Source organism: Mucilaginibacter sp. L3T2-6 (assembly GCF_030519355.1).
Taxonomy (GTDB): domain Bacteria; phylum Bacteroidota; class Bacteroidia; order Sphingobacteriales; family Sphingobacteriaceae; genus Mucilaginibacter.
The window spans coordinates 213125-232426 of sequence record NZ_JAUMKC010000001.1; the positions used below are offsets into that span (position 1 = coordinate 213125).

General features: G+C 44.4%; 14 protein-coding genes. 11 read left to right on the top strand and 3 right to left on the bottom strand.

Annotation, left to right across the window (positions count from 1 at the left end):
* The first annotated feature begins 53 nt into the window (after nucleotides 1-53).
* From Q3W13_RS01065 to Q3W13_RS01075, 3 genes are all read left to right on the top strand, one after another.
* The gene (locus tag Q3W13_RS01065) at nucleotides 54-410 is read left to right on the top strand and encodes a hypothetical protein (RefSeq protein ID WP_302860651.1); all 357 of its coding nucleotides are present in this window, start codon (nucleotides 54-56) and stop codon (nucleotides 408-410) included.
* A gap of 244 nt (nucleotides 411-654) precedes the next feature.
* Complete coding sequence (locus tag Q3W13_RS01070) at nucleotides 655-4305, top strand: ABC transporter permease (protein WP_302860653.1); 3651 nt, start codon at nucleotides 655-657, stop codon at nucleotides 4303-4305.
* A 394-nt stretch (nucleotides 4306-4699) separates the two neighbouring features.
* The gene (locus Q3W13_RS01075; RefSeq protein ID WP_302860654.1) at nucleotides 4700-5305 is read left to right on the top strand and encodes a DUF2807 domain-containing protein; all 606 of its coding nucleotides are present in this window, start codon (nucleotides 4700-4702) and stop codon (nucleotides 5303-5305) included.
* A 176-nt stretch (nucleotides 5306-5481) separates the two neighbouring features.
* On the opposite strand, the gene Q3W13_RS01080 is transcribed toward Q3W13_RS01075, so the two are convergent.
* Genes Q3W13_RS01080 through Q3W13_RS01090 form a run of 3 tightly spaced genes read right to left on the bottom strand, consistent with a single transcriptional unit; the run spans nucleotide 5482 to nucleotide 10752 of the window.
* Nucleotides 5482-8586, bottom strand: coding sequence for an efflux RND transporter permease subunit (locus Q3W13_RS01080; RefSeq protein ID WP_302860655.1), 3105 nt, complete (start codon nucleotides 8584-8586; stop codon nucleotides 5482-5484).
* Nucleotides 8583-9515, bottom strand: coding sequence for an efflux RND transporter periplasmic adaptor subunit (locus Q3W13_RS01085; RefSeq protein ID WP_302860657.1), 933 nt, complete (start codon nucleotides 9513-9515; stop codon nucleotides 8583-8585). Before Q3W13_RS01085 ends, Q3W13_RS01080 begins: the two co-directional genes overlap by 4 nt.
* A 1-nt stretch (nucleotide 9516) precedes the next feature.
* Nucleotides 9517-10752, bottom strand: coding sequence for a TolC family protein (locus Q3W13_RS01090; RefSeq protein WP_302860658.1), 1236 nt, complete (start codon nucleotides 10750-10752; stop codon nucleotides 9517-9519).
* A gap of 209 nt (nucleotides 10753-10961) precedes the next feature.
* Between Q3W13_RS01090 and Q3W13_RS01095 the strand changes: the two genes are divergently transcribed.
* The 8 genes from Q3W13_RS01095 (at nucleotide 10962) to Q3W13_RS01130 (ending at nucleotide 19040) form a co-directional block, all read left to right on the top strand.
* Nucleotides 10962-11375 carry an EamA family transporter gene (locus tag Q3W13_RS01095; RefSeq protein WP_302860660.1) on the top strand — a complete coding sequence of 138 codons (414 nt, stop codon included), beginning with the start codon at nucleotides 10962-10964 and terminating at the stop codon, nucleotides 11373-11375.
* 101 nt (nucleotides 11376-11476) lie between these two features.
* Nucleotides 11477-12106 (top strand): C40 family peptidase, encoded by a 630-nt coding sequence (locus tag Q3W13_RS01100; RefSeq protein ID WP_302860662.1) that lies wholly within the window; start codon nucleotides 11477-11479, stop codon nucleotides 12104-12106.
* Between the two features lie 82 nt (nucleotides 12107-12188).
* Entirely contained in the window at nucleotides 12189-13385 is a 1197-nt protein-coding gene (locus tag Q3W13_RS01105) for an MFS transporter (protein WP_302860663.1), read from the top strand.
* Between the two features lie 47 nt (nucleotides 13386-13432).
* Nucleotides 13433-13738, top strand: a complete 306-nt coding sequence (locus Q3W13_RS01110) for a hypothetical protein (protein ID WP_302860665.1) — start codon at nucleotides 13433-13435, stop codon at nucleotides 13736-13738.
* A gap of 186 nt (nucleotides 13739-13924) precedes the next feature.
* Nucleotides 13925-14155 (top strand): hypothetical protein, encoded by a 231-nt coding sequence (locus Q3W13_RS01115; protein ID WP_302860667.1) that lies wholly within the window; start codon nucleotides 13925-13927, stop codon nucleotides 14153-14155.
* Nucleotides 14152-14811, top strand: coding sequence for an ATP-binding cassette domain-containing protein (locus Q3W13_RS01120; RefSeq protein WP_302860669.1), 660 nt, complete (start codon nucleotides 14152-14154; stop codon nucleotides 14809-14811). The genes Q3W13_RS01115 and Q3W13_RS01120 overlap by 4 nt, the downstream gene beginning before the upstream one ends.
* Before the next feature lie 220 nt (nucleotides 14812-15031).
* Nucleotides 15032-18679, top strand: coding sequence for a carboxypeptidase regulatory-like domain-containing protein (locus tag Q3W13_RS01125; protein ID WP_302860670.1), 3648 nt, complete (start codon nucleotides 15032-15034; stop codon nucleotides 18677-18679).
* 184 nt (nucleotides 18680-18863) lie between these two features.
* Nucleotides 18864-19040: a hypothetical protein gene (locus Q3W13_RS01130; protein WP_302860672.1), complete on the top strand. Its 177-nt coding sequence runs from the start codon at nucleotides 18864-18866 to the stop codon at nucleotides 19038-19040.
* Nucleotides 19041-19302: the final 262 nt, after the last annotated feature.

A 19302-nucleotide genomic window follows, 5' to 3' on the forward strand; every position in this document is an offset into this window, starting at 1 on the left:
GCTATGGCTTGCGAGGGGAGGTTGAGGAGAGTGAATTGGGATACTTTAAAATTATGAAAAAAATAGTTTTGATATTCCTCGGTGTTATTCTGTTTGCATCGGCAACATTAGCACAGGAGGTAATAAAGGCAAAGGATGCCCATAATTATATTGGCAAAAAAGTCACTGTAATCGGTAAAATAAAATCAATAGCCGGGCCGGGCTACCTTTCATCTATGTCGTTCTACCTGGTAACGGATAGCACTGAAGTTGGGATAGGTGTTATTGTTCCCAGAGAAATTTGGACTAAGTCGAAGATACTTAACGAAAATCAAAAAGGAAAAATTATGAAGATAGCCGGGCTTATTAAGCTTGGTGGTGAGCCTTATACCACAGTTGAAAATCTGTCAGATGTTAAAATATTGCCATGATGAAAAATGATGCAGGAGCATCGTTCTAAAATTTAATTTTTACTTTTTTCAATGAGATAAAAAATTGTTGTTGCCACATTGTCTTAAGCGACGTGCCAATTAGAATTGGGGGCTTGTAATAATAGAGGGCCATCGGCCCGGCGCGTATTGTAGCAACGGGTTCAACCCGTTGTTGCAATGCAAACAAAAATAAGCGATGTCGGCACGAAACATATTAATAAGACGAGCAGTGTAGTCAATTTGTTTGGATACGAATAGCATATATATCGACCTTATCCTCTCAGCAGCAATAGCCGCCGGGCTTACCCTTGCCTTGCTTTTAGCATTTGCAAAACACAAAGATTTAGCGGCAAATCGCTTTCTCAGCCTCGTTTTAATGGCCATTATTTTATGGATGATTTGGGCGCTGGGTATCGATATCGGATTAAACGCTCACATTGCCCATTGGAGCAGGCTGCCGGTGCATTTTTCGCTGGTGGTTGGTCCCTTGATTTATTTTTATGTATTAAAGAAAATCCGGTCGGGCTATAAGTTTAATTGGAAACATCTGCTCAATTTTATCCCGTTATTGCTTGAACAGGTGGCTTTTATATTACAGTCCGGGAAGAGTAGCGGAATTGTGACCGACGATAGAATTGCCTTTACGCAATTGAACCTGTTAATGCACTGCCTTGCGGCAATTTCAATTCTTATTTATTGCCAACTGTCCCGCAAGCTAATACAGCGTTTTCAAAAGCGACTTAGAGGAAGTTTGAGGTATAAGTCGCGGTATGGATTAGCGTGGCTCAGCCGGATGTTGGCTGTATTCAGCATTTTATGGCTGGTATTGATATCCTATATCACCATCAATTATTTTTACTATCACCACGAGCCAAGGCTACATACTTATTGTTTTTTGTACCTGCTTTCGGCGGTATTGCTCATTCGGGTTGGGGCTGCTGCGTTTCTGAAACCGGAACCAGAAGTACAGATTGTTTCGCCCGCCATATCAAAGCCGGCCCCCTCGGCACAACTCCAGCAAAAAGCAACCTGGCTTAAAAAAGTTGTTCAGGACGAACAGCTTTACCTGGATTCTGAACTAACCGTAAGTTCCCTGGCCGAAATATTGGAAATTCCCGCTTATGAATTGTCGCGCATTATCAATATCGCCCTTGGCAAAAACTTCAGCGATTTCATTAGTGAATATCGCATCATGGAAGTTACCCGGAAAATGAAAGACAAAGCTTTTGATCGTTTGACTCTGCTCGGCATCGCTTATGACTCTGGTTTTAACTCCAAATCCACTTTCAACCGCACCTTCCGCGAGATGACCGGTAAAACGCCGGCAGAGTTCAAAGATAACCTTAAAAAAGAGTTCCCAATTTCTGAATTGAGACCTTATTCGCCCCGCGCTGCGATAATTTCGTTTCATGAAACCGTCCCCAAATGGTCGGAAAAGAAATTTAATCGCAGGCTTATGTTTAAGAATTATTTAAAAATCGCCATACGGCAATTCCGCAAACAAAAGATGTATGCAGCCATAAAGATCGGGGGCTTTGCATTCAGTATCGCTGCCTGTTTGTTGATAGCATTGTATATCCGCAATGAGCTGAGTTATGACAAATTTTATCCTGATGCCGACCGTATTTATCGGGTGGTACTGGTTTATAAGGATGCCAATTTTACCGGTAAAGGCCCGGAATGGCCGGCCCCGCTGGCCCGGACCTTGAAAAGTAATTTCCCGCAGATCGAATATGCAGGCCGTCTGATGCCCAATACCCTTATGGGTGCCGGAAATGCCCAGGTACGGCCCGCCGGCAAAACCGATAACAGTTACGAAGAGGGCGTTACCTTTGCCGACCAAAGCATACTGAACTTGTTTCAATTTCCCATGGTTTACGGCGATCGCGCACATGCGTTAACCAGCCCTAATACCGTGGTTATAACCAGGAAAAAAGCCGAAAGATACTTTCCCGGCCAAAATCCGGTAGGTAAGCAAATCTATTTTAATAATGATACAAAAAGGCCTTTTACAATAGGAGGAGTGATAGAAAATTTACCTGCGAACTCGCATTTGAGTTACGATTTTTGGATTACCCTAACCGGACAGGAATTTTGGCAGGGCGAGCAGAATAACTGGGGTGCTTTTAATTATCCTACCTATGTGCGCTTAAAGCCCGGCGTGGATGCTAAAGCTTTCGAAAAGAAGATAACGGCGGATATGGTAAAGAATTATTTTGCGCCCAGCATCAGGAAAGGTGGCACAAAGGATGCTGAGCAACGGGCTGCTAAATATCACATGGTCTTGCAGCAGGTCAAGGACATAAACTTATACTCATACGATATCAAAGATGGTTTGCAGCATGGCGACATCCGTTTTCTATGGCTGTTTGGAGGGGTAGCTGCATTTATACTGGTTATTGCCTGTATCAACTTTGTTAACCTGGCTACAGCCAAATCGGCAAACAGGGCTAAAGAGGTTGGTTTGCGCAAGGTGGTAGGTTCTGACCGTAGCGGGCTCATCAGGCAATTTTTAATTGAGTCGCTGCTATATAGCAGTATTTCATTTATCATCGGCTTATTGCTGGCTTGCCTGTTACTGCCCTATTTTAACATGCTTGCATCTAAAACCTTAACCATGCCGTGGGGCGAATGGTGGCTGTTGCCGGTAATTCTTCTTTCCGCTTTTATTGTAGGTATTGTAGCAGGTTTGTACCCGGCCTTTTACCTGTCGGCGTTCAGACCTGTGCAGGTATTAAAGGGTACGCTCAGCACCGGCAGCAAAAGTCCGGTATTGCGCAACAGTTTGGTAGTGTTTCAGTTTACGGCATCTATTATGCTCATTATCGGCACTTTGGTTGTCAATAACCAGATGCATTATATATTGAACCAGAAAATTGGTTTTAACAAAGACCAGGTAATAATTGTGCAGGGAACAAATACATTGAGCGACACGAATGTAGTGAGCTTTAAGAACGAGCTGTTGAAACTAGCTACTGTTAAAAGCGCGTCCATCAGCGATTACTTGCCTGTTTACGCAGGTACAAAACGTAACGGCAACGATTTTAATATAGAGGGCAGGGAAAAACTCGATGCCGCCGTAAATGGAGAACTGTGGCAGATAGATGATACGTATTTAAAAACGCTCGGCATGAAATTGGTGGAGGGGCGCAATTTTTCTTACGATAGATCCGACGATGTTAAGGGCAAAACGGTCATCATTAACCAAACGATGGCTAAACGGCTGAACCTTGAAAGCCCGGTAGGCGTGCGCATTACTGAAGGCGATGCGGCTACCATAATAGGCGTGGTAGAGGACTTTAATTTTGATTCGATGCACGAGGGGATAAAGCCCCTGGTGCTGCACTTTGGGCTGAGCCCATCAATGGTCAGCGTAAAAGTTCAAGGCGGGAACATGAAAAGCGCCCTGCAGGCTATTACCGCTACCTGGAAACAGTTTGCGCCAAATCAGCCTATCCGTTATACTTTCCTGGATGAAAACTTTGCCGCCATGTATGCCGATGTGCAGCGCATGGGTGATATTTTTACTACGTTTGCCATATTGGCCGTTATCATCGCCTGCCTGGGTTTGTTTGCCCTCTCCGCGTTTATGGCCGAGCAACGCAGCAAGGAGATCGGCATCCGCAAAGTGCTTGGCGCAAGTGTAAGTGGCATCACACGCCTTTTATCCTTCGACTTTGTAAAGCTAGTTTTGTTAGCTATTCTCATCGCCTCGCCAATAGCCTGGTGGGGTATGCACGAATGGCTGCAGGGGTTCGTTTACCATCCTCCGGTACAATGGTGGATTTTTATTGCGGCGGGTCTTGTTGCGATACTGATCGCACTTATTACCATTAGTTTTCAGTCTATCAAAGCAGCAATTGCCAACCCGGCAAAGAGTTTGCGAAGCGAGTAAATAAGAAGTAGTAGTTGGCAGTGACAGTTAACGGGATGATTCGGTCTTTTAAGGGTGTTGGCTGTGTTGGTTCCCTGCGAAAGCATCACGCGATAAGGCTATGTTAGCTACTGGAAAGAACTTAGATCCATCAGCATGGGATCTGAGGTTTAGTTGAAGGCGTCCCGGGGTGAGATACGGGGCGCTTTTTGTTATATAAAAACCTAAGCTTTATCCTTGAATCAGCGATCTCTAATTAATGGCCACAACCGTGCAGTCAGCGTACGCTATCGAACACTTTAAAAACAAATTAAAAATTATATCACTGATAATCAGTAAGTTAAAAATATGGTGCTAATTTTGGCATAGGGTAGTAAATTAATAACAAAAATAATTTACCATAAATATTACAACAATGAAAACTATATTTTTAACCACAGCAATCTTACTGGCAACAGTAATCGGCATAAATAATACCGCTTCAGCAGCACCCCAGGACACCGACCAAACTTATACCGTTTTAACGGAAACCGGCGCTATCAATAAGATTGAAGTTTACGGCAATGTTGAGCTGTATGTATCTGGCGGTGATACCGATAATGTTAAAGTTTACAACAGCTACTATAAAGAGAGCGCGATGGTGCAAAACCAAAACGGTACGCTCCGCATTTCCTCATATAAAAATGAAAAACTGGTAGTGTGGGTTACTGCCAACGATCTGCGCAGCCTTTCAGCTTATGACAATGCCCAGGTTAGATCATTCGGTAAACTTTCAGCTATCGAGCTCGACGTAAAGCTTTTCAACAACGCATCGGCTAAATTGAATATGGATGTTTTCCAGGCTTGTGTTACTGTGAATGATGATGCAAGAGTAAATCTTTCGGGTAATGTGAACGACTGCGAGCTGAGGTACGATTTGCCGGCCAACATCCATACAGGTAACCTTGCTTATGCAACGTTAGTAGAGAAAGGCATTAACAACCAGGCTAAAGATACCACAGGCAATTTCGCTGCATTATAATTCATTTCGGCATATAATTTAGTTTGAGCCGGCTGCGTGTATTATCCGTGGCCGGTTTTTTTTATTGATTGATTTTACCGATTCTTCCCCGCGTAAGTGTCAACCACATGCGCGTCATGGATCGAAGTCATCCCTGCCATCTCCTGCCGCACGATCTGCGCATGTGCCATGTAGCTCTAACCTTCTGCGCCTTCAATCAGCTCATGCCTGGTATTTTCGTGAAACCTGCCGTTGCGGTAAAGAATCCGCATGAGGCTTGGTAACACAATTAGCAGCAGCGGCAGGGCGGCTAAAAAACCACCGATAACAGCAATCGCCAACGGTTGGTGCAATTGTGCGCCGGCGCCAATGCCCAAAGCAAGCGGCATAAGGGCAATAATAGCTCCGATGGCTGTCATTAACTTTGGCCTTAGCCGGGTGGAAATTGAAAATACAACGGCTTCATCTATGCCGTTTTCAACGCCTTTATCGGCATTCTCCAGCGCGCGTTCTTTAAATTGTAAAAAGGTAAAGATGGCGTTCTCGCCAATGATACCGACAATCATGATCAGACCGGTATAGCTGCCTACATTTAGCGGCGTTTGGGTTATGTACAATGCAAGAAAACTTCCTGCAATACCAAGTACAGCTACTATCAATATCAAAAAAGCTATTCTGAACTGTTTAAACAGGAACAGGATGACAGCAAATACTAGCAGGCTGCTTGTTATAAGTATGATTAATAGTTCTTTGAAGGATTGTTGCTGCTGGGCGTAATCCCCTCCATATTCTACATGGTAGCCTTGTGGCAGGCTTACATTTTTGGCGATGTTTCGTTGTATAGCCGGCATCACACTGCCCAGATCGGCCCCTTCCAAACGGGCGCTTACTATACCGATAGACTGCAGATTCTCACGATTTATCTCCGCCTCACCCGGTTTGAGCTGCACATTAGCAAGCTCACTTATTGGTATCAGTTTACCGCTTGGTACAAATACAGTTTGGTTTTGGATGCCTGTAACGTTCAGGGCGCGATTGCCCGGATAAACCATGCGGATAGGCGACAGCTGTTCCCGCTCCAGCATATTGCCGATGATGTTGCCCTCCAGTGCTGTTTGGAGTTGAAATTGCAGGCTGGCCGGGGTAATATTATATTGGGCAAGCTGGCTGTAATGCGGGTCGATGCTTACGGACGGACCCGCAATGACAATCCCGTCGAACACGTCCGCAGTACCTTTTACGCCCTCTACAACGCCCGCCACTTGCTTCGAGAGACTTTGCAACCGCTGCTGATTATCGCCAAATATCTTTATTTCGATAGGCTGTACGGAGGTCATTAAATCGCCCAGCATATCGCCGATAACCTGCCCGAAATCTATTCTTAACGCAGGTTGGTTGGCCGCTATTTTCTTCCTCAAATCGCTGATAACTTCTTCAGTTGATTTATCGCGGCTTTTTTTCAGGCTGATGAGGTAGTCGCCCTTGTTGGGCTCTGTGATGAAAAAACCCATTTCTGTACCGGTACGGCGGGAGTAGGCCGCTACCTCGGGTTGTTTTACAATGATTTGTTCAATTTGCCGCAACATCCGATCGGTTTCATCGAGGGAAGTTCCTGGAGGGGAGGTATAATCAAGCACAATGCTGCCTTCATCCATTTCGGGCAAAAAACCCGTTTCCAGGAGAGGAGGAACAAATATAATTGCCAATACAGCAGCAACAATGATAATGATGCTTACTAATGGCCGCAGGATGAACCAGTTTACCCAGCGTTGTTTCTTTATGTGATGTTCCCCGGTTTTTTGTTGCGCGGTGTTGTTTGGTTTGCGCCGGCTCAGCAATACATAAATTACAGGCAAGCCAATCCAGGTTACAAAAAATGAGCATGCCAGCGTGATGATCATCGTATTGGTCAGCACATGGAAGTATGCCCCGGCAACCCCGGTCATCAGCAAAAAAGGGATAAATATTACTATCGTGCTGATAGACGAACCCAGCATGGCGGGAAATAAATAATCGATGGCGGTTTTAATCAGCTTCAATGCCCGTTCACGCGGATGCTCTTCATGCGTGCGATGTATTTGCTCAACCACAACTATCGCGTCGTCGATTATCAGGCCCAAAGCAGCCGCTATCGCTCCCAAGGTCATGATATTTAAAGTGTATCCAACGCTATAAATAACTGCAAGACTAAAGCAAAGTGTAACTGGTATGGTTATCAAAATAACTGCGCTGGCCTTAATTGAGCGGAGGAAAATAATTGCTACGATAATCGCCAGCAGCAAGCCTATCCAAAGGCTGTCGCTAACACTTTTTATAGAATCGTTTACAAAGTCTGCTTGCTCATAGTACGGTTTAATGGTAACATCCTTTGGTAATATCTTTTGCAGTTCAGCCACTTTGCTGTCCATGTCAGCTGATAACGACACCAGGTTGGCATCCGGCTGCTTAATTACGGCGATCAAAACACCGTCACGCCCGTTGGCGTTTATGCGGGTATATTCAATGCCTGGCTGTATGGCTACATCGGCAAAGTCCTTCAGGCGTACGACACGTTTTTTGTTATTGCTGATAACCAGGTTTTCCAGCTGATCTTTGGCGTTAATGGTGGCATCCGTTACCGTAAGGTACATGCGTTTATAGTCAGACAGGTACCCTTCTGATTTTACAAAATTGGTAGTACCCAATGTGGTGCTGATGATATCAGGCGTTAGGCCCAGCGCGCTCATTTTCTGCTTATTCAGCGTTAGCCAATACTCTTTGGCTTTACCGCCGATTACCCTTATTTCGGAAACGCCATCCACCTGCGACAGAAACGGTTTAACAGTATAAGTAGCCAGTTGCTTCAATTCTATCGGATCGCGGCTGTGGCTTTCCAGCGTATAACCGCTTACCGGCAATATCGACGGGTTCATTTTTGCCACCGTGATATTCACATCGGCAGGGAGGTCGTTTTTTACCTGGTCGATACTGGCCTGTATTTTCTGCATGCTTACGTCAATGTCAGCATTCCAGTCCATAAAAGCCGATATCTCGCAGCTGCCGCGGCTGGTAGTACTGCGAACGTTTTGCAGTCCGGGCACCTGCTTAATGGCATTCTCCAAGGGTTTGGTAACCGTAACCATCATCTTATTTACCGGTTGCAGACCTTCTTCGGCAATCACTTTAATTTTCGGAAAGGTGATCTCAGGAAATAAAGATGACTGGAGTTTTGAATAAGCGAAAATGCCAGCCAGCAGGATAATAACGAGCACCAGGCTTACGGGCTTACTGTGCTGCAAAAAAGTTTCCTTAATGGGCTTCATCGGGCTATAATTTTAACTTTTGCAGTGTCCGGCAGGCCGTAGTTCCCCGTAGCAACGATCTTGTCATTCTTGGTGAAGGTTGGCGACAATATCTCCACCCTGTCTCCGGCCTGTATCCCTTCCTTAACCGGCACTTTTATGGCAGTTGTCGGGTTAATTAGCTTCATTACCCAAAATTCGGTCTGTGTCTCATTGGTTAATATGGCCGTTTTTGGCAGGGACTGGGTATTCGTTTTGGCTGATTTTACAATCCTGGCTTTGGCAATTAAATTTTCGGGTATCTGCTGAGCCGTCTTCACCTTTAACGCTACGCCCTGTGTTTGCGCCACGGTGTCGACAGCCTGCATAAAAGAGCTTACAATTGCCTGGAGCACAGTGCCGCCAGGTAACGTTAGGTCTACTGTCTGTCCTTGTTTTACGTATTGACGCAGTTCGTATGGCAGTTGCATTAAAAAAACAAAACTGCCGCGGTCGTTAATAGTGGCCAGTGCTTCTCCATCCTGCACATAGTCGCCTTTTTGATGGCTTAATTGCGAAATATATCCTGGGGCGGGCGCCTTAATGCGATTAACTCCTGAGAATTTGAAACCTGTGTCCAGCACGTTAATGCTATTGCCTATAGCCTGCGCTTCCTTCGTTTTTACAGTGAAAAGCAACTGGCCTTTGCTTACATTTTGACCAAGCTGTGTATTCACCTGCTCGATGTACCCATTGGCGTTTGATTTAACAAAGTTTTTTTGCAGGATCGTTGATGTGGCGCTCAGGTCTATGTAGTCAGTAAGCGTACTATCGCTGATCGTAGTAACCGTTACAGGCGTTTGTGAGGCTACCTTAGTATCTTCGTCATCGGCTCCTTTGTCTTTGTCATGACAGGATAAGAGCAAGGCAGCGAGGCCATACATAAAATATTTGAGAGGGGTATGCTTCATATCATTTATTCCAATAGTTGAGCTGGTTAATCAGCTGTAGTTTATTGATATTGGTGGTCGTGCGCAAGTTTCGGATAGTAAAGTAGTTGCTTATGGCGAGTATTAAATCTGCAATGCGCAGGTCGCCTGTTTGAAGCAACCTGTTATCAACCTTAATCAGGCTTTCAGAATATTTAAGCTGCTCATCTACTTTTTTTAGCAGATTTTCTGTTTCATTTATCTGCAGCTTTAATTGCGCGATCTGTTGTTTATACTGGCTGTCGAAAAATGTCTTATAGCTCTGCCGGGTTTGTTCCTCCAGCGAAATCTTCCGGTGTTGCATCTTTCGTTGCCCTCCGTCATAAATCGGCATTGTAAAAGTAAAGCCCGCGCTTACACCAAAGTTCTTATACGCCTGGCTGGAAAAATCTGAATTGTAGCCACCGTCTGCCAATATGCTTGCCTTAGGCTTATAGCTAAAATCAACCAATTGACGGCTGTTAATGAGTTTAAGGCTATCGATACGGTATTGGGCAAAAAAAATACTGCTGGCCTCGTTCGGTAAAATGTTTTGATGGATATCCGGCTCGCTCAGCTCACTGGTCGCCGTATCGGTAATACCGGCAAGATAATTCAGGGTAGTGTAGTCGGTTTTATATTGAAGACGCGACTGAGCGAGCGTAAGCTCTTGTTGTTTTAATGTTACCAAAAAGGTTAAGTAATCGCTTTGGCGGTACACGTTGCTGCGCGTCAGTTGTTTAAGCAGGGCTTCTTCTTTGTTCAACAGGTCGATAAGCTCCTGGTTAAATTTTAACTGCTGCAGGCTGCCGTACGCTGTTAGATATTGCCCGATTATTAGTTTTTTCAGATCCTGCTCAGATATTTTCGCCGTGTTATTCAACGATTGAGATTGTAGCGTAATGGCTTGCAATTGGGCATCGATATTTTTCTTACCTACGATAGCCTGGCTAATCCCCATAAGGGCATTTAGGGTATGCTCATTGGTGATAGCTGGTGCGTATCCGTAACCACTGGCAACGGGTGCATAAAGCCCGGTGCTGTTCAGATTTACCTGTGGCTTAAGCCCGGCGCGGATGCGGAGGCTATCAATTTGATTAGCTGTTACCTGATTGCGCAGGTCTTTCAATAAAGGGCTGTTATTTTGGGCAATTTCAAGAAAGTGATTGAGCGTTTGCGTTTGCCCCATAGAAACGGAGCACGTAAGCAGACTCAAAATTATGCCAAAAAGCAATCTCATTAAGATATCAATAAGGGTATTTTTAGCTAAATTATAATATAATTCTGAATTAATTTGGAGTTACAGCCCACTCAATGGTTAAAATGCCTGATAAGAACCGCAGGATACTGTAATGGATGGTAAATATTGCGGAATTTTACGCTTATTCAATTTTAAAACAGGTTTGTCACTTAACTTTAGCCCTATCAGTTAATCTTAATCGTTTTATTATGTGGTGGATATATGCTTTACTTTCGGCCCTGTTTGCGGCTTTAACTGCAATATTTGCAAAAGTTGGTATTAAAGGAGTCGACACCGATTTGGCGACTGCTATACGTACGGTAGTTATCTTATTAATTGCCTGGGCAATCGTATTTTTTAAGGGCAGCGCCAGTGCTATAGGCGGTCTTAATAAAATTAATTGGTTCTTCCTGGTATTGTCAGGCTGCGCAACCGGGCTTTCATGGATATGCTATTTTAAAGCGTTGCAATTGGGCAAGGTTTCGCTGGTGGCGCCGATCGATAAACTTAGCGTGGCGCTGGCGATTGTATTGGCTGTGGTATTTTTAAAAGAGTCGCTTAGCTTGAAGCAGGCTATAGGGGCTTTGATGATTATTGGTGGTAGCGTTGTGCTTATTTTTTGAGCGTCGGTGTACCTTATTTGATTTTAAACAGGGTTTTGCTTACATTTTTTTGACAAATGTTGCGGGCTTTAGGATAATTCTAATATCTTGCAGCCGTAAATATGAGACAAAAATTATCCCTGATTACTCTCCTATTACTGGCTGCCCTGATGGCAGGCAATGCATATGCAAGCAAGCCGCGTAACGCCAAAACTGGTAAGTCAGGCAAGGCGACTAAAGCGCGCAAATCTTCAAAAAAACATCACCGCGAGGTTGCATACGAGCAGCCGCGTGCAATTGTGCAATACGATAATTCTGCCGTTGCTGATAGCGTTTCGGCTGATAGCCTTGTGAATTTTGCAGAAACGCTTATAGGTACCCGGTACCGCTCTGCAACGTCAGATCCTGAGCGAGGCTTCGACTGTTCCGGCTTTGTAAACTATGTGTTCAAAAATTTCAATTTCAAGGTTCCGCGTTCTTCGCCGGAGTTTATGGGAGTTGGAGAGAAGGTGAGCTATGAAGATGCCCGTCCGGGTGATATCATCATTTTTACCAGTCCGACGCATAAGCACAGGATTGGCCACGTGGGCATTGTTGTAAGCAATAATGGAGAAGATTTTAAATTTATCCATTCCACATCCGGCAAAGAACATGGCGTAACAATAACGGAAATGGACTCGACCTATAAGCGACGCTTTGTGCAGGTAGTACGCCTGATAAAGCCTGACGACGTGGTGCTGGCTGCTCAATAACTACATCGTTACAACGCCACCGCAGTTTCAAAATTTTTCATCCCGACACAAAACAGTATTTTAGCAAACGCTAAATATCTAAGTGGACGGACAGCAAAATCTTACCAAAACGCCTTTGCAATTGCGCATTGGGTGCGCTATTTTCTATTTTATCTCCGGCTTTGGCTATTCCACCTGGGCATCGCGCATCCCCACTATTAAGCATCAACTCAATTTAAACGAGGCTCAGTTAGGCACTATATTATTTGCCATGCCCATTGGTTTAATGCTTACTATGCCTGTAACAGATAAACTGCTTTCCCGGTATACCAGCAGGGCAGTAATGCTTTTCGGTTCGTTGTGGTTATGCGTTATCATCGTATTAATAGGCTACTCAAATTCCGCCTGGCAGTTGGCGTTGATGTTGTTTTGTTTCGGTTCGGCGCGCAACCTTATGACGCTTTCCATAAATACCCAGGGTGTTGCTGTGCAGGCGCTGTACAGCAAATCCATAATGGCCATGTTCCACGGTGTATGGAGCCTGGCTGGCTTTGCAGGAGCGGGAGTAGGCTATCTGATGGTATATTACAGCGTAGGTATACATTACCATTTTTTATTTGCCAGCATCGCACTGCTTGTGCTTACGCTTTATTTCATCAAGGATACAATAGACCAAAAACCTATTGTGCAAAGCAAAAGGCCGGTTTTTTCGCTGCCCGACAAATACCTGCTTAAATTTTCGCTGATATGCTTTGCCAGCATGGCCTGCGAGAATGCCATGTACGACTGGAGTGCCATTTATTTTCAGAAAGCTGTTCACTCGGAAAAAGCGACTGCAACAGCAGCCTTTGTGGTCTATATGGTGGCTATGACTTCGGGGCGATTGATGGGCGATAAACTGGTAACCCGCATCGGGATAAAAACAGTATTGAAATTTAGCGGTATATTTATTTTCGCGGGATTGATGGCGGCTGTGCTGCTCCCTTTTACTGTCACAGCCATGCTGGGTTTTGTGCTGGTCGGACTGGGGGTATCGTGCGTAGTACCTATGATTTTCAGCCTTGCCGGCAAATCAAAAAACATGAGCAGCTCATCAGCGTTAGCCTCAATTTCTACCGTGGGTTATACCGGTTTTTTGCTGATTCCGCCGTTTGTGGGCTATATCGCACATGCATCGAGTATCCGCTGGTCGTTCGGCATCATTGCCTTTTTTGGAGTGATGATGGTTTGGCTGGTGTCGAAGCTGAAAACCGGAGACAGCCACCCCGCTGAAGAAAGCACCATTATACAGGAAAATTAATTCAACTAAAATATAAGTTATTATCAGAATTTGCGTTATCACAACCGATGCGCAACTTAAAGCTGATCAAACGTTTTTCACGAGGTATAATCCCGGTTAATTTTCTGGTGACGATAGTCAGCGTTTATGCCATTGCATCCCACCGCGACCAGGCCAATAAGCTAATCGGTACCTATTTCTGGGGAAAAATTATTACCCTGGCGCTAATGATTTTTTTTGCCATGGCATCGCGGAGAAATGAGTTATACTACTATCAAAACCTTGGGCTTTCAAAGCAAAAGCTCGCGTTCACCATCGGGCTTTTTGACTTCGGGTTGTGGTTGGTGTTCATAGTAATATCTTATTTACAATAGACACGATTAAAATATAAGTAACCAGGGATGTACTTTACACGCACAATCAAGCTGATCACGAGGTTTTACGGCAACATATTTTTAGCGAATTTTCTCGTTACGCTCAGCTGTATATATTTATTGGGGTTAGCGGGGAAAAATGCTCAATCGCTGGTATTTGTTTTTTTTTGGTATAAAATAATCAGCATGATGTTTATATTTTATACAGCCATCTATTATAAAAAGAACGAACTGTACTATTATCAAAACCTGGGCGTCACTAAACTTAGGCTCGTACTTACCACCTCAGGATTTGATTTTTTGGTTTGGCTGATATTCGTACTGCTGCAATTGATAACAGGCATATCTGCCGCTGTGTTTAATTATATATTATGGGGTGTTCTATTAATACACGTTTACGCATATTATAAGAAATGATACATACGCTCGAAGCCGACGGTATTCAGCTTGATTTCGGCACACGCCGCATTTTGAGTGATATTTATCTGAAATGCGAAACCGGCAAGATAACCGGCCTGCTGGGGCGTAACGGACAGGGTAAGACATGTTTAATGAACATCATATTGGGTTCGCTCAAATCTTCAATCAGCTCTGTCAGGTTTGATGGAGTTGTGACGCGAAAAGTTAATAAGCGGCCCGATCTGCTGCTGTACCTGCCTCAATTCAATTTCATCCCCAAGGAATTAACAGTGAAACAGGTGTTGGGCGATTTCCGGCTAAGCACTGACGAGTTGAACAACCGCTTTCCCGAATTTGAAGGTCGGCATGATTTGAAAGTAAAGCAATTATCCGGCGGGCAATGGCGAACACTTGAACTTTACATCATTGTGAAAGCCTCCTCATTGTTTGCCATGCTCGATGAGCCGTTTACCCATCTCAATCCCATCCAGATAGAAAATGTAAAGCAATTTTTATTGGAAGAGAAAAGGAACAAGGGCTTCCTGATAACCGACCATATGTACAATCATCTGCTTGATATAAGCGACGAGGTTTATCTGCTGAAAGATGGCCGGACATACCCAGCCAAAACATTGGAGGAGTTGGGACAATTAGGTTATGTACTGTTGCCCTAAATTCTAAAAATCAACCCATTTAACTGACCTGTGCCGGGCGTGATGATAAGCCGGCGCCCCCCGGAAATTAACTTACCTAAATTGTTAATTCAAATGCATATAGTTAAATTTGGGTACAGCGAGAAGAAGCTATTAACTATTACTCCCTTATCTGTTGATGGTGATGTTTGACTGTGGGCAGGCGGTGCCAATTGCTTGCCGTTACAATAATGTTGAATTTATGGGCAAAGCCTTGTTGTTGTTTATAGTTTTTTTTCCGTTTACGGTTTTCAGCCAGGTCGCAATAACCGGTAAGGTAGTTAGTCAGGCTGGAAATAAGCCTGTGGCCGGGGCTGCGGTATTTTTGAGCAATACCACCATTGGCAGCAAAGCGGCTCCTGTAAACGGAATCTTCGCCCTGAAAGATATCAGGCCGGGTCATTATGATCTGGTAATTGCGGCGCCAGGGTTTGCTACTTACAACCAAAAAGTAGACGTGGAAGGGAACAATATAGCGCTTCAGACCATAAGGCTTGTGCCCCGGGCCTCTGTGCCGCCTCCTGATATATCATCTCCCGAAAATACACCAACCGTTTTCAACAAAGACCTGGCGCTTTTTAAAACTGAATTTTTAGGGGCGTCCGCAAGGGCTAAAGATTGCAAAATAGAAAACCCAGGTGCACTAGCATTGCATTACGATGAGCATACCAGCACCCTGACAGCATCAGCCAATGATTTTTTGGTGATTACCAATAATGCGCTCGGTTACAAAATAAAATATCTGATAAAAAAATTTTCTCTCAGCAATGGCGAAGAGCGCGCAGTGGATTATTCGGGCTTTGTACTTTTTGAGGAACTGAAAGGCACTGCCAGGCAGGAACGAATCTGGCAGGAGCGCCGGCAGGAAGCTTATGAAGGTTCACCTGCTCATTTCTTAAGTGCTGCGGTAAATGATAAACTGGAACAGGAGGGCTTTAAGGCAATGCAGCTGACCTTGAATTCTGACAGGCCTGCGGATAGTTTGATAAACTCAAAACTAAAAATATACCTTGCTTCTGCGAATGCCAACCCCGATTCGCTAAACTACTGGGTAAAGAAAAAGAAGCTTCCAAAAACTGCGGATCAGCTATCGCGGGGGGAACTTTCAAAAAAGGATTTAATATCGGGACCGGATGATAAGGGACGATATGCACTCGGGCTGAAAAATTCTGAACTGTATATCAGCTACAATAAATATCACCGGATCAATATAGTACCGGTAACGAAAATATCTTCATTTGATAATGCCGGCAATACGCTGGTCACCTTCAATTTTCCGCGTGCTATCTTCGATAAAAATAATGTACTGCTTAACAAGCAGGCGCTGAGCTATGAAGGGGCGTGGTCGAGGCTTAGGGTTGCAGATATGTTGCCGGTTGATTTTCAGCCCCATCAAACCGCGGCTATTATACCTGACACTGTATTGGTGAAAAATCTGACCGCAAAACTAACCGCTTATAAAGGCCTTAACACCGAGAAACCCTATCTGCATTTTGATAAACCGTACTATGCCGCCGGAGACACCATTTATTATAAAGCTTACGTAACCGATATCACGAAGCATGAATTGTCAAGGCAAAGCGAGGTATTGAATGTTGAACTCATCAGCAGTGATAACAAAATTAGCCGATGGGAAAAAATTCAACTGACAAATGGCCTTGGCTGGGGCGACTTTGCACTGCCTGATACGCTTAAGCCGGGCAATTACCGCGTAAGGGCATATACAAAGTTGATGCGTAATGCAGGAGACGATACTTTTGAAAAAACTATACCTGTTGGCAATGCTGCCGATGCCCGGGTACCGGAAAGCGGCGGTGCGGTGGTGAGCAATCCGCAAACCACTGTTTCCGCAGTGAGGCCTGACGTGCAATTTTTGCCTGAGGGGGGGTATATGCTAAATGGGGTAAAAAACAAAATTGCTTTTAAGGCGGTTTCGCCGGATGGATTCGGAGTGAATGTAAAAGGCGCCGTTACCGACAACGACCACAAAACTGTTGCCTCATTTGCGGCTGCACATTTGGGTATGGGGGCTTTTGAGTTTGTGCCGGTGACAGGCAAAACGTATATGGCCAGCATCACTTATGCCGACGGTAGTACCGGCATGCTCGATTTGCCAAAAGCTACCGACGACGGCTATCACCTCAATATCGATAATAGTAACCCGGTGGCTATCACTATCAGCGTAGCAAGTGGCAAACAAAATGCTCTGGATAAGCTGAGCCTGGTAGGGCAATCTGGCGGGGTGGTTTATTTTTCGGCAAAAAGCAAGGATAGCAAGCAGTTTGATGTAACGGTATCTAAATCGGAATTTCCTACCGGAATTGTGCAATTTACCCTGTTTAATGCCGATGGCCTTCCTTTAAATGAGCGACTGGTTTTTGTGAATAATGATGACCAGTTAAAGCTGAATGTATCATCCCCGCAAACGGCTTATGTCACCCGCAAGAAAGTAACCATCAACCTGGAAGCTAAAAATAAGGCTGGTTTGCTTACCGTCGGTAATTTTTCAGTATCGGTTACTGATGAATCGAAAGTGCCGGTGAATGAGCTGAACGAAAACACGATATTGTCGGATTTGTTACTCACTTCGGATCTGAAAGGCTATGTAGAAAAGCCGAATTACTATTTTACCCAAATCAGCGATAAAACCAATTCAGACCTGGACCTGCTGATGCTTACCCAAGGTTATCGCCGGTTTGAATGGAAGCCAGTATTAAGTGATGACAGCATAGCCCCGGTTTATCAGCCAGAAAAAGCCTTGACCATATCCGGAACGGTAAAGAAAGCTGGCAAACCGCTGATCAATCAAAAGGTTACACTTTTTGCCAAAACAGGTGGTACATTTTTTAAGGATACTACCACCAACGCTGTAGGAAAATTTGCATTCAAAAACCTGGTTTTTGCCGACAGTACAAAATTTGTGGTACAGGCTAAAGTAACCAAAGGTCAGGATAACGTAGAACTGACTATCGATACACCCGATAATATACCAGTAGCCAACAATAATAGCCGCGGTCCGGGCGGTATCAGGTTAACAACTAATAACGCAGCCGAAATTGATATGTCCGCATACATTCAGAACGCGAAGCAGTTTAGCATGGAGCTGCAGAAGTACGGCATTAACCAGCACCCGCTGCTGTTGCGAGAAGTTAACGTGAAAGATAAAAAAGGTCCTGACGAATTTGCGAATTCCCAAAACCTAAACGGCAAAGGGAGCGCCGACCAGGTAATTACCGCCAAAGACCTTGAAACGCTGGCTTGCGGCAGGCTTACCGAATGCCTGCGGGCAAAACTAAACAGCAACATAGTTTTTAAGAACGGCTATATGTATGTAAGAAAGCTAAGCGCGCTCGACTTTACGACCACCACAGAATTTAAAGATCCGATGAAAGTTATAGTAGACGGAACTATGCTGGAAGCTGACTGGAATTTGCTGGATAATATAAATACCGCGGATGTTGAAAGCGTTGAAGTATTGGCAGATATACACAGCACTGCCATTTACGGTACGCAAGGCTCGGCAGGACTGATACTTATTACGCTAAAAAAAGGCCGCAAGATTAACAACTATTACAAGTATGCGCCGGGAGTGGTTACCTACACGCCAAAGGGCTTTTATATTGCCCGTACTTTTTACGCGCCACAGTACGATAACCCGCACACTAACCAAAAAATACCCGACCTGCGCAGTACCATCTACTGGAACCCAACCGTAGTTACCGGCCTGGACGGCAAAGCCTCTTTCGATTTTTTTAATGCAGATGGAAAAGGGCATTATAAGGTGGTAGTTGAGGGGATTGATATTGAAGGGCGCCTGGGAAGGCAGGTTTACAGGTACAAGGTGGAGTGAATATCATTTATTTTAAAGCTTACATGTTTTAGGCGCAGAAAAATAAGCTATCAGCTTAAAGCGGAATATTATACGCTTAATTTATCAACCAAGAGAACAAAATCGCGCAGTCGTAAAAACTGCAGATAACCGCAGGAATAGTATCTGGATATTTCAATACGATAACCCGCACACCAACCAAAAAATGGCTGATTTGCGCAGCACCATTTACTGGAACCCGAACGTTATTACCGATAAAGATGGCGAGGCGTCTTTCAGCTACTTTAATGCGGATGGCAAAGGCACTTACCGGATGGTAATTGAGGGTATTGATGCGGATGGCAATTTGGGGAGACAGGTTTTTAGATATAAAGTGGAGTAAATGAAACGAATTGTGCTGCTTCTATTTTTAAATTTATTAATTGACATCGCTGCATCTTGCCAGCCTGTTGAGAGTGGCGGCAGTACAGGGTTGATTTTAAAATGCGGAATCATCTGATTTAAAAAAGCCAATCTATCTAAAACAAGATATGATGGCTGATGCTGAGATCATTACCCAGGACGCAACAATCTTGCAGCGAATTACGCGCAGCTTTTTGAAAATATTGAATAATAATTAACTGGTTAATTTTCAGAATTCAGGT

Coding starts and splice junctions, on each gene's coding strand:
- Q3W13_RS01065 (WP_302860651.1), top strand. CDS start 54: ATGAAAAAAATAGTTTTGATATTCCTCGGTGTTATTCTGTTTGCATCG.
- Q3W13_RS01075 (WP_302860654.1), top strand. CDS start 4,700: ATGAAAACTATATTTTTAACCACAGCAATCTTACTGGCAACAGTAATC.
- Q3W13_RS01080 (WP_302860655.1), bottom strand. CDS start 8,586: ATGAAGCCCATTAAGGAAACTTTTTTGCAGCACAGTAAGCCCGTAAGC.
- Q3W13_RS01085 (WP_302860657.1), bottom strand. CDS start 9,515: ATGAAGCATACCCCTCTCAAATATTTTATGTATGGCCTCGCTGCCTTG.
- Q3W13_RS01090 (WP_302860658.1), bottom strand. CDS start 10,752: ATGAGATTGCTTTTTGGCATAATTTTGAGTCTGCTTACGTGCTCCGTT.
- Q3W13_RS01095 (WP_302860660.1), top strand. CDS start 10,962: ATGTGGTGGATATATGCTTTACTTTCGGCCCTGTTTGCGGCTTTAACT.
- Q3W13_RS01100 (WP_302860662.1), top strand. CDS start 11,477: ATGAGACAAAAATTATCCCTGATTACTCTCCTATTACTGGCTGCCCTG.
- Q3W13_RS01110 (WP_302860665.1), top strand. CDS start 13,433: ATGCGCAACTTAAAGCTGATCAAACGTTTTTCACGAGGTATAATCCCG.
- Q3W13_RS01115 (WP_302860667.1), top strand. CDS start 13,925: ATGATGTTTATATTTTATACAGCCATCTATTATAAAAAGAACGAACTG.
- Q3W13_RS01120 (WP_302860669.1), top strand. CDS start 14,152: ATGATACATACGCTCGAAGCCGACGGTATTCAGCTTGATTTCGGCACA.
- Q3W13_RS01125 (WP_302860670.1), top strand. CDS start 15,032: ATGGGCAAAGCCTTGTTGTTGTTTATAGTTTTTTTTCCGTTTACGGTT.
- Q3W13_RS01130 (WP_302860672.1), top strand. CDS start 18,864: ATGGCTGATTTGCGCAGCACCATTTACTGGAACCCGAACGTTATTACC.